Source organism: Acetonema longum DSM 6540 (assembly GCF_000219125.1).
In the GTDB taxonomy this organism is placed as follows: Bacteria; Bacillota; Negativicutes; order Sporomusales; family Acetonemataceae; genus Acetonema; species Acetonema longum.
Genome location: NZ_AFGF01000072.1, coordinates 1 through 9,826, shown reverse-complemented (window position 1 = coordinate 9,826; position 9,826 = coordinate 1). Strand labels below are relative to the sequence as shown.

Below are 9,826 nucleotides of genomic sequence, written 5' to 3'. Positions count from 1 at the left end.
CGGCCCCCTAAATCGCTTGTATCCGGCGGGTTGACCGATGCCGCTCGATCACGTCGCGATAGCTGTCCACCAGCCGTCCGAATACCATCTCCCAGGTTTGTTCGGAGGCGTGTTGAAAGGCTTGAGCCGCCAGGGAAATGCGCAGTTCCCGGTCGCGGGCCAGCCGGATGATCGCTTCGGCCATGCTCAAGGAGTTAAGCGGCAGGCAGTCGAGACCCGTTTTCATGGGGAAAAGATTTTCTTTGATGCCGCCGGCCATAGGCGCGACCACCGGCAAACCGGAGGCCATGGCTTCCAGGATCACATTGCCGAAGGTTTCAGTAACCGAGGGGCAGACGAAAATGTCGGCTGATGCGTAAAGACCAGCCAAATCCTGGCCGGCCCGATAGCCCATAAACGTTACGTTGGCCGGGGCCATCGCTTCCAGGGCAGGCCGGGCCGGCCCATCGCCCACAATCCATAAATGCAGGCCGTTGATGCTGGCATTGGCTGCTGTCAAGGCCTGGAGCAGGATTTCCACATTTTTTTCCGGCGCCAGCCGGCCTACATACAACAGCACGGTTTTATCGCCGACGCCATGGAGCCGGCGCAAGTCTCCGCTGTGCCACATAGGGTTGAAAAGAGTGTGGTCAACCCCCCGGGACCAGAGATCCACACGGGGAATCCCGTGACGGGCCAACAGCCGCCGGGTCTCCTGGGAAGGGCAATAGTTCCGGTCGGCCTGGGTGTGAAACCAGCGCAAAAACCGCCAGGCCAGTTTTTTCAGCAAGGGCATACGGTAATAGTCCAAATACTGGGGAAAATTGGTGTGAAACACCGCTACCTTGGGCAAGCCGCGCGAGTCGGCATACTTGAGTCCTGCCAGGCCAAGAACAAAGGGCGTGGCGATATGGACCAAATCGGGGCGGAACCGGTCAAGGGCCGAGCAGAGCGAGAAATAGTTGGGCCAAGCGATCTGGCATTCCGGGTAGAGAAAAAAGTCGCAGCTCAAAAACCGGATCACGCCCTGCTGCTCACCGTCCGGCCCATTGCCGGAGGGAGCCAAAACCATGGTCTCGATGCCCTGGCTCTGCAGATAACTGACCAGTCTCTGATAGGTCCTGGAGACTCCGTTAATCTGGGGTGTAAACGTATCAGTAAACAAAGCGATTCTCATATGAACCTCCCGCCTGGAACTACTTCTCTATACTGGTTAATTCTATTATCTAACACTCTGGAACCTCCGGGAGTTAAGGCCGGATTAATATCTGGTTAAATTTGCGTAAAACTGCCGACAATGAATGAAAAGCGGTTTTCCCGCAGTCTGTCATCAAGTATAATGAAGAAAAAGCAATCTCAGGTAATCTTTGTGATGATTTTAAAATGAGTGGAGAGAAATCAAATGCCGAAAAAGATTCTGTTTGCCATATCCGACACCGGCGGCGGACACCGCAGTGCCGCCCTGGCCCTAACAGAGGCGATCCGGCAGGCAGCCGGCGAGGACGTAAACTGCACGATGGTGGATTTTCTGAAGGCTACCCAGCTGCCGGGAATCCGCAACGCGCCGGCCATCTATAATTATGCTTCTTCCCGCAAAGTTTGGCTCTATGACTTCTTTTTCCGGTTGACCAATGACAGCCGCCGTATGGACCGGATCACCAATCTGCTCTTTCCTCTGGCAGCCTCCCGGTTTGAGGCTGAGATCCGGACCGTCAATCCGGACCTGGTCGTGGTGGTGCATCCTTTGCTGGTGCGGGCTATTTGCGCCGCCAGGAAAAAAGGCGGTTTCCGCTGGCCGGTGATTACCGTGGTAACCGATCTGGTCAGCTTTCATGCCTCCTGGGCCTATGCCGAATCCGATCTCTGCCTGGCCCCCACCGAGGAAGCAGCCCGGATTCTCGCCCAATACGGCGTACCGCCGGAGAAAATCATCTATACCGGGTTCCCGGTTCATCCCAAATTCTCAACCTCCCACAGCCAGCAGCAGGCCCGCCAGGCTCTCGGCATCAACCCGGACGCTTTTACCGTGCTGATTACCGGCGGCGGCGTAGGCTCGGGTAAAATGTACGATATCGTCAAGACCCTGGAAAAAGTGTGTCCGGACAAACAGCTGCTGGTGATCACCGGCAACAACAAAGAGCTGTACCAAACCCTGTCGGCCGGGCGGCAGCCTGGCTCCCTGACTCATGTTTACGGGTTTGTCAACAATATGGAAACCATGATGGCAGCCAGCGATATTGTCGTCACCAAGGCTGGCCCCGGCACGATCATGGAGGTCCTGGCCATGCGCCGTCCTCTGGTCATCACCCAGGCCGTGGGCGTCCAGGAAACCGGCAATATCGACTTTGTGGTCAATCATAAGCTGGGCTTCTCCTGTTCCGATCCGGCGGGCATCGCACAGATCGTCAACCGGATGACCCAGCCGGATGCAGCTTGGGCAGTCAACAGCGAAAACCTGCATAAGATCCCGGCAGACGGCGCCGGCAAAATCGCCGGCTTGATCAGGGAAAGGCTTGCCTCTCTGACATAAAAACAACCCAAGGAGGATACGTATGGAAATCAAACGGTTTGACGCTACCATCAGCACCGATAAACTGCAGGAATCAAAAAATTTTTATATAGACCATTTCGGATTCCAACTGGTTTATGAAAGCGACTGGTATATTGAATTGATTTCGCCTCAGTCGCCCTATTTCGGAATCAGCTTTACCCTGCCCCAGCGGGAGGCCGGCGAATTTTTTCATGGCAAAGGCCTGATTCTGTCGTTTGAAGTGGCCAATGCGGACAGTGAATGCCAGCGGCTCAAGGCAGCAGGTCTGGCCGTCTTCCAGGACCTGCAGGATAAACCCTGGGGAGAACGCAGCTTTGTGATCGATGATCCTAACGGAGTCCATCTCTATATTTACCAGTCCATTGCTCCCACGTCGGAGTACCAGCGGCTGTATGATTCATTCAAAGGATAAATCCGGCGAAAGGCAGAGGCCTTGCATAACAGGGGCTGCCGCATGTAAGCATTTTTTCCGGCTTCATGCGAGACAGCCCCTGTCTATTTGTTTGGTCATCTGATTTTATATTATACAGCAGGATATCCCTCATATTCCTCCATGAATTCCTCCACGAAGATCGAAAATGCACTGACAAGAGGGTCATATTTTTGGTTGCTGCGGGTCACCACATACACTTGCCGCAGCACAGGAAAGCCTTCCGCGTCAAGCGCCTTGATCGAGGGATCGCGAAACCGGAGAGACAGCGTGGAGAGCAATGATATTCCCGCATTTTGGGCCACCGCCCTGTAGATGGCCTCCGATTGTTCGATCTCTGCAATATTGCAGCTGTCAAAGCCGTTTTTGTGAAGCCATTTTTCAAAAATCCTGCGGGTATAAGATCCCTGCTCCCTGACAATGAATCGTTCCTGCCGCAGGTCATGAATACGTACTTTTTTCAGTTTAGCAATCGGATTTTCGGTGCTGGTGACCAGTACCAGGGAATCATGGCCGACATGGATGAAATGAAATTCATCCTTTTTTTCATCTCCGGCAGAGAAGGGGACGACCAAAACATCGACCAGCCCGTTTTTAAGGCTGTCCAATGCTTCCGACGTGTTGCTGATGGCAAAAAACAGTTTGGTGTCCGGATAGCGCTCTTTAAATTTCCGGGTAACATCGGGTAAAATATAGGTTCCCAACGCCGTGGCGCCAATTCGCAATACGCCGCTTTTAAGCCCCATCCGGCTAAACGTTTTCAGACATTCATCCTGCATCTGCAATATTTTTTCCGCGTATCCCGCCAGGACATTCCCTGCCTCGGTAGGGCAATATCCTTTGCCGCTACGCTTAAGAAGAACCACACCCAGTTCATTTTCCAAAGCCTGAATGCGGGTGGTGACGGTAGGCTGGCTGATAAACAGCTCTTTGGCCGTCAGGGAGTATGTACCGCATGCAAGCAGTTTCATAAAAGTCTCCAGTTCTTTAAAATCCACGGCGGGTTCTCCTTTTCCCTTACGATTATTAATAATTATAATAATTTTATCGGTAAAAGCAATGGGCTTTACAATGAATTAACACCGCTTTAACCGCTCTATTACAATGAATCTGTATAATAGAACTGTAGATTCACGGTGTAAAAACTATTTAAATCTTTGATAGCTTTTATATCTTGAATGAAAATAAGGAGCAGGATGTGATGAAGATGAACCAATTTTTAAAAAGCTTGCTGCCGGCAGTTCTGAGCGTACTATTGGCCATCACGATTACAGGATGTGGGACCGGCGCCGAAAATGCCAAACCGGAGGGAGCGGTTAAAATTATTGACACCATTCGGATTGGACTGGCGCCTGATGAAGATGCGGCAGCCGTACTGAAAAAGTACGGTCCTTTTATCCAATACCTGAGCAAAGCCACAGGTATGAAAGTGGAACCTTACATTGGCCCTGATTATACCGCTACCATTGAAGCGATGAATGCAGGCCATCTGGATGTGGCCTGGTTTGGCCCGTCTGAATATGTTCTGGCCGCGGAAGTTGTAAAAAACGGGGTAGAGGCTTTTGCAGCCGCCATTCAGGCTGAAGGAACTCTTGCCTACAAAACCAGCTTTATCGTCAGAGCCGATGCCGGTATCAACACCCTGGAAGATATGAAGGGAAAAACCCTGGCCTTTACGGATCCCGCCTCGACCTCCGGTCATATTTTCGGCAGGTATTCGCTGGTGCAGCGGGGACATAAGCCGGAGGATTTTTTCAGGCAGGTCATCTATTCCGGCAGTCATGACGCCGGTCTTCTGGCGGTAAAAAATAAACAGGTCGATATAGCCGCTGTCTCCAGCCGAAAGGTGCCCGGATTTATTAAAAGCGGCCTGATCAGCAAGGATGACATCAAAATCGTGTTTGAATCGGTGGAAATACCGGCCGACCCCATCACCTACCGCAAAGACCTGCCCTGGGAAATAAAAGATAAGATTAAAGCGGCCTTTTTGAAAAATACCCCGGAATTGGCCGCCAGCCTGGAAGGCACAGGATTTGCGAAGTTCGGCGGCGCCGACGACAAAGCCTATGATTTGGTAAGAGAGGCTTATAAAACAGCCGGATTGAAGCCCGAATTATGATCAGCCCGGAGGCAGCTATTTCCTTCCAAAATGTATATCAGACATATAAAGGACCGCAGGATGCCGTTTTAAAAGGCGTGAATCTGACCATTCCTCCATCTGATTTCTGTGTGATATTAGGCCGAAGCGGCATGGGCAAATCCACTCTGCTGCGGTGTATGAACGGTCTGGTCCTGCCGTATGAAGGATCGGTGGCCGTGTGCGGCCAGCAGCTCAGCCGGGAAAAAACTGTTCTGCGCCACATCCGGCGCAGGACAGGCATGATCTTTCAAAACTACAACCTGGTAAACCGGCTGACCGCACTGGAAAACGTAATGTGCGGCATGCTGCCCGGCATGCCCTTCCACAGGGCGATGCTTGGTTTATTTACCGCGGAGGAAACGGCAAGAGGCTTGGCGCTTCTCCGGGAAGTCGGCCTGGAAGGCTTTGCAGACCACCGGGCAGACCGGCTGAGCGGAGGTCAGAAGCAAAGAGTCGGCATCGCCAGGGCGCTGGCGCAGAATCCCGAAATCATTTTGGCAGACGAGCCGGTAGCCAGTTTAGACCCAGTCACCTCCGGGGAAATTCTGAATTTGCTCAAAGCCATCAACCGGAAAAATGGCCTCACGGTTATCGTCAGCCTGCATCAGATAGAATTGGCCAGGACTTATGGCGAGCGCATTATTGCCCTATTGGAGGGAAAGGTAGCCATTGACAAGCCCGCCGGCCAGCTTACCGAGGGAGATATCGGCAGAATCTACGGGGGCTGCGGCGCCAGGGGGAGGGAAGAACGTGTCTCATAAGCGCCTCCTATGGCTTCGCAACGGCGCGGCGGCCCTGCTCTTCCTCGGTTTTCTCGCTTACAGCGCCAATGATCTAGCTATCAGTCCGGCGAAGTTTGTCAAGGGAATTCCCAGTCTGCTTCACTTTCTGGCCAGAATGTTCCCGCCGGACCTGGCTATTGTCCCCGACTTGCTGGGAGCCATGCTCACCACGGTTGAAGTGGCGCTCTGGGGAACGCTGCTGGCGGTCGCCGTCAGCCTGCTGCTTTCGCTGGGAGCGGCGAAGAACCTGTTTGGCGGCAATATGATTGTCTACACTGTTTCACGGACCTTGCTGAGCATTCTGCGTTCCCTGCCGGATATGATCTGGGCGCTGATCTTTGTAGCAGCGGTGGGGCTTGGCGCTTTTCCGGGGGTGCTGGCGCTGACGGTTTACTCCTGCGGCGAACTGGGCAAGCTGTACGCGGAAGCCATGGAAAATATCGACCCTGGGCCCAAAGAAGCGCTGGAATCCACCGGCGCCAGCCTGTTCCGCACGATACGGTGGGCTATTGTCCCCCAGATTTTACCCGAAATCATTACCTACAGTCTCTACCGTCTGGAATCCAACGTCAGGCATGCCTTTGTCCTAGGCATGGTCGGCGCAGGCGGGCTGGGGTTCGAGCTGAACGTGGCCATGCGGTTATTCCGGTATAAAGAGGTTGCGGCCATCATTCTTCTGATCATCGCTACGGTGGCCTGTATTGATTTTATCTCGGCAAAAATCAGAGCCCGCATCATTTAATGCAGGGCGGAGAGGGAAAAGAGAAAGGAACGGAACCATGTCACAAAAAACACTGATCATCGTTATTGACGGCTGCGCCGCAGATTACATCACCCCGGAGGATACTCCCAATTTATACAGATTAGGGCAAGCGGGCTTTTACTCCAAAATAAAGTCGGCCATCCCTTCCGTGACCAATGTGAATCACGCCAGCATCCTGTCGGGAAGCTTCCCGGACCGGCATGGCGTTGTGGGAAACTATTATTACGACCGGGCTACCGGCAGCGAGGGCTTTATTGAAGATTCCCGCCACATGAAAGCTCAATCGGTCATCGATATGTACAGCCGGCAGGGGAAAAGCACGGCCCTGCTCACCGTAAAGGGCAAGGTGCTGGAGGTTTTCGGCGCCAATGCCCGCATCGGAATCAATCTGCAAAAGCCGGAACCGGCCCTGCTGAAGAGGCTGGACCTGGACACGCCTCCCGGTGTGGCTTCTTTTGAAGCCTATGACTGGATTTTTAAAGCCTGTTACCAGGTTCTCTCCAGGGAAAATCCCGATTTGGTCTATTGCACCACCAATGACTATATGATGCACAATTATGCGCCGGGCTCGCCGGAAGCAAAAAAGGTCATGCAAACTATGGACCGTTGGATCGGCCGGATCTACGATCTGGATCCCGCCAGAGAAATCTATATTACCGCCGATCACGGCATGAATAAAAAAAGCAGGCTCATTGACCTGCAAAAGAAATTGGACATGGCGGGATTTAATACATTCTGCCTGCTGCCGTTAAAGGACAGATACCTGGAGAACCACCGCTGCCAGGAAGGCGGCGCCGTATATGTTTATGTGCTGGCAGAAGGTCAAATTCCTAAAGTGCTTGATTATTTAAAGGGATGCGACTTCATTGACCGCTTCTGCGATAAAGCTGCCGCAGCCGAGGAATTCAACCTGCCTGCGGATAACATCGGAGACATAGTCGTTTTGAGCAATCAGGACTCAGCATTTGCCGAGCTGACGCAAGACGAACGCTGCGTAGAGACCAGAACGCACGGTTCCCTTCATGAGCGGGAAATCCCCCTCATCGCCGTTAATGCCAGAAAAGAAGCTGAGTATTATCAATGCAACTCTGATATTGTAAGATTCATCCTGGAATCCATTTCCTGAAAATAACTCACCAGCCTCTGCAGACCTGCTTCCAATGCTGAGGATAATTGGTGCAGATCTGAATGGCTGGATGAAGCTCCGCCACCGCACGGATGTCCGCCAGACTGTTCACCGTCCAGGCGACAACCTGGATGCCCCGTTCGTGCATGGTCCGGGCCGTTTCGGCAGTCAGATACTCATAATCGATCGCCAGCACCGAGCCGCCCAGCTCTTCCACCATCTCCACCAGTTTGAGGGGACGCCCGCTCACCAGGGGTCCGGCTTTAATCTCCGGCGCCAGCGCTTTAGCTTTGGCTACTGCATAGTGGTCAAAGGATGTCAGAACCACCTGATCCTGCATGTCAAACTTTCGGATGAGCTCTACCGCCTTTTCCTCCAAGCCGGGATACAGGCCAGGCAATGTTTTGATTTCTATATCCAGGAGTTTTTTGCCTTGGGTCAGCTCCAGAACCTCACTCAGCAGCGGGATGATCTGCCCGGCGAAAGCCGGGGAAAACCAGCTGCCGGCATCCAGCCGACGCAGTTCGTCGGCGGTGAAATCCTTGACCCGGCCGCTGCCGTTAGTGGTACGGTCCAGACAATTATCATGAATCACCACCGGTACGCCGTCCCGGGAAAGCTGCACATCAATTTCGATCATGGAAATATCCGGATCCGCCGCCGCCAGGGCAATAGCCGCCAGGGTATTTTCCGGCGCATCGCCGGACCATCCGCGATGGGCTACACAGGGATTCATTATATATACACACTCCCCTTATTTTCTCCCATCTATTATACATCGGAAATGGTCGTCCCAGCCAGTCCGGCCGCGCTTAATTCCCCAGGTTATCCCAATGTTCCCTGGCCTCGTATAATTCCGCCAGAGCGCCTGCCTGATTACGGGCCAGGATCAGTCCCTGCAGCCGCGCCAGACTGACGCTGAATGCCCCCATCTCGTTACGTTCCACACTAAACTGGACCCGCTTGGCCACCGCATCCCAGGCCTTGGTCAGTTTAGCCGCATTACGGCCGGCATCGTTCCACTGTTCCGCCTGCACATTTTCTCCGACCGTTTCCAGATATCCGAGCACATCATCCTCCTCACCCATGGGGTTTTTGAGAAAAACGCCACTGTTCATAATCAGGATAAACAGGCCCAGCAGCCCATAAATAGTCAAATAGGAAATGATTTTATTCATACCGCCTCCACTCCTTTTACCTTGTGTTTCCACCGGACCGTGGAGTCGTCAGATGGTCCCGGTAGGTATCCAGATATAAGTTTCCGGAAGGATCAAGGGATGCCAGAAATACTTCCGACACATCGCGAATGCCCCGGCGCTGCAGTTCCTGATCAAGCCAGGCCCGGTCGCGCTGCGCCTGCCGCAGACCTTCCTCGAGCAGTATCCCGTCCAAAATGATCTCGTTAGCCAGCCCTGCCGATTGAGGGGTAAGCTTCAGATCAAGGGGTGTTACGCTCTGATACTCGGCTTTTTTCAGCACGGATAGCTGTCCGTCGGTTTCCACTATGGCAAAGGCTACCTGATTCAGGTCGAATACTCCCTTTTCCCGCAGTTGCTCCAAGAGGTCCGCTGCCCGATAGCGCAGTGTGCGCATAGAATCTTCCAAAATCTTGCCGTTCATAATCACCACAACCGGTTCACCGTTGATAAACTTGGAAATCTTCAATGATTTCAGCGTCACCCATTGTGTGGCCAATCCGGCTGCGACCCAGGTAAGCAATCCCACCCAGTGGGGCCAGCCGCTGCTGTCCAGGTCGGTCGTAAGGGTGGATGCGGTGGAACCGATGGTGATTCCCAAGACATAATCAAAAAAAGTCAGTTGACTAATTTGCTGCTTGCCCAGCGCCCGGGCAAAAATCAACAAAGTAAAAAAACCAATGATTCCTCTGACAGCAACGACTAACGCTTCATTCATCTGTTTCACTCCCGCTAAGCGGCTATGTCCGTTATTAACAGACATAGTGTATCCGATACCATGATTTCCTAACCTTGCCTTTTCCGTCATCTTATTGCGATAATCTTTATTTATATTTATTTCCATGATATTACTTATCAG

The 9,826-nt window shown here is 52.8% G+C and carries 11 protein-coding genes; 6 read left to right on the top strand and 5 right to left on the bottom strand.

Annotated elements, in window-relative coordinates; translation table 11 throughout:
* Positions 1-7: 7 nt before the first annotated feature.
* Positions 8-1,156, bottom strand: a complete 1,149-nt coding sequence (locus tag ALO_RS08635) for a glycosyltransferase family 4 protein (protein WP_004094899.1) — start codon at positions 1,154-1,156, stop codon at positions 8-10.
* A gap of 225 nt (positions 1,157-1,381) precedes the next feature.
* On the opposite strand from ALO_RS08635, the gene ALO_RS08630 reads away from it, so the two are divergent.
* Both ALO_RS08630 and ALO_RS08625 read left to right on the top strand, forming a co-directional pair.
* Entirely contained in the window at positions 1,382-2,509 is a 1,128-nt protein-coding gene (locus ALO_RS08630; RefSeq protein ID WP_004094896.1) for an MGDG synthase family glycosyltransferase, read from the top strand.
* Between the two features lie 22 nt (positions 2,510-2,531).
* Entirely contained in the window at positions 2,532-2,942 is a 411-nt protein-coding gene (locus ALO_RS08625) for a VOC family protein (RefSeq protein WP_004094894.1), read from the top strand.
* A 110-nt stretch (positions 2,943-3,052) separates the two neighbouring features.
* Here ALO_RS08625 and ALO_RS08620 read toward each other — a convergent pair whose 3' ends face one another.
* The gene (locus ALO_RS08620; RefSeq protein ID WP_004094892.1) at positions 3,053-3,958 is read right to left on the bottom strand and encodes a LysR family transcriptional regulator; all 906 of its coding nucleotides are present in this window, start codon (positions 3,956-3,958) and stop codon (positions 3,053-3,055) included.
* Positions 3,959-4,167: 209 nt separating this feature from the next.
* Between ALO_RS08620 and ALO_RS08615 the strand changes: the two genes are divergently transcribed.
* Genes ALO_RS08615 through ALO_RS08600 form a run of 4 tightly spaced genes read left to right on the top strand, consistent with a single transcriptional unit; the run spans position 4,168 to position 7,771 of the window.
* Complete coding sequence (locus ALO_RS08615; RefSeq protein WP_072031825.1) at positions 4,168-5,079, top strand: phosphate/phosphite/phosphonate ABC transporter substrate-binding protein; 912 nt, start codon at positions 4,168-4,170, stop codon at positions 5,077-5,079.
* Positions 5,076-5,861 carry a phosphonate ABC transporter ATP-binding protein gene (phnC, locus tag ALO_RS08610; RefSeq protein WP_004094890.1) on the top strand — a complete coding sequence of 262 codons (786 nt, stop codon included), beginning with the start codon at positions 5,076-5,078 and terminating at the stop codon, positions 5,859-5,861. Before ALO_RS08615 ends, phnC begins: the two co-directional genes overlap by 4 nt.
* On the top strand, positions 5,851-6,624 hold the full coding sequence (gene phnE, locus ALO_RS08605; RefSeq protein WP_004094889.1) for a phosphonate ABC transporter, permease protein PhnE: 774 nt from the start codon (positions 5,851-5,853) through the stop codon (positions 6,622-6,624). The genes phnC and phnE overlap by 11 nt, the downstream gene beginning before the upstream one ends.
* A 37-nt stretch (positions 6,625-6,661) precedes the next feature.
* Positions 6,662-7,771, top strand: a complete 1,110-nt coding sequence (locus tag ALO_RS08600) for an alkaline phosphatase family protein (RefSeq protein ID WP_004094887.1) — start codon at positions 6,662-6,664, stop codon at positions 7,769-7,771.
* A 7-nt stretch (positions 7,772-7,778) separates the two neighbouring features.
* Here ALO_RS08600 and ALO_RS08595 read toward each other — a convergent pair whose 3' ends face one another.
* The 3 genes from ALO_RS08595 to ALO_RS08585 form a co-directional block, all read right to left on the bottom strand.
* Positions 7,779-8,507 (bottom strand): glycerophosphodiester phosphodiesterase, encoded by a 729-nt coding sequence (locus tag ALO_RS08595; RefSeq protein WP_004094886.1) that lies wholly within the window; start codon positions 8,505-8,507, stop codon positions 7,779-7,781.
* Between the two features lie 76 nt (positions 8,508-8,583).
* The gene (locus ALO_RS08590) at positions 8,584-8,949 is read right to left on the bottom strand and encodes a DUF4363 family protein (protein ID WP_004094884.1); all 366 of its coding nucleotides are present in this window, start codon (positions 8,947-8,949) and stop codon (positions 8,584-8,586) included.
* Between the two features lie 16 nt (positions 8,950-8,965).
* A complete protein-coding gene (locus ALO_RS08585) occupies positions 8,966-9,685 on the bottom strand; it encodes a DUF421 domain-containing protein (RefSeq protein ID WP_040293014.1) in 720 nt (239 codons plus the stop codon).
* Positions 9,686-9,826: the final 141 nt, after the last annotated feature.

Coding starts and splice junctions, on each gene's coding strand:
- phnC (WP_004094890.1), top strand. CDS start 5,076: ATGATCAGCCCGGAGGCAGCTATTTCCTTCCAAAATGTATATCAGACA.
- ALO_RS08590 (WP_004094884.1), bottom strand. CDS start 8,949: ATGAATAAAATCATTTCCTATTTGACTATTTATGGGCTGCTGGGCCTG.
- ALO_RS08635 (WP_004094899.1), bottom strand. CDS start 1,156: ATGAGAATCGCTTTGTTTACTGATACGTTTACACCCCAGATTAACGGA.
- ALO_RS08630 (WP_004094896.1), top strand. CDS start 1,382: ATGCCGAAAAAGATTCTGTTTGCCATATCCGACACCGGCGGCGGACAC.
- ALO_RS08600 (WP_004094887.1), top strand. CDS start 6,662: ATGTCACAAAAAACACTGATCATCGTTATTGACGGCTGCGCCGCAGAT.
- ALO_RS08595 (WP_004094886.1), bottom strand. CDS start 8,507: ATGAATCCCTGTGTAGCCCATCGCGGATGGTCCGGCGATGCGCCGGAA.
- ALO_RS08585 (WP_040293014.1), bottom strand. CDS start 9,685: ATGAATGAAGCGTTAGTCGTTGCTGTCAGAGGAATCATTGGTTTTTTT.
- ALO_RS08615 (WP_072031825.1), top strand. CDS start 4,168: ATGAACCAATTTTTAAAAAGCTTGCTGCCGGCAGTTCTGAGCGTACTA.
- ALO_RS08625 (WP_004094894.1), top strand. CDS start 2,532: ATGGAAATCAAACGGTTTGACGCTACCATCAGCACCGATAAACTGCAG.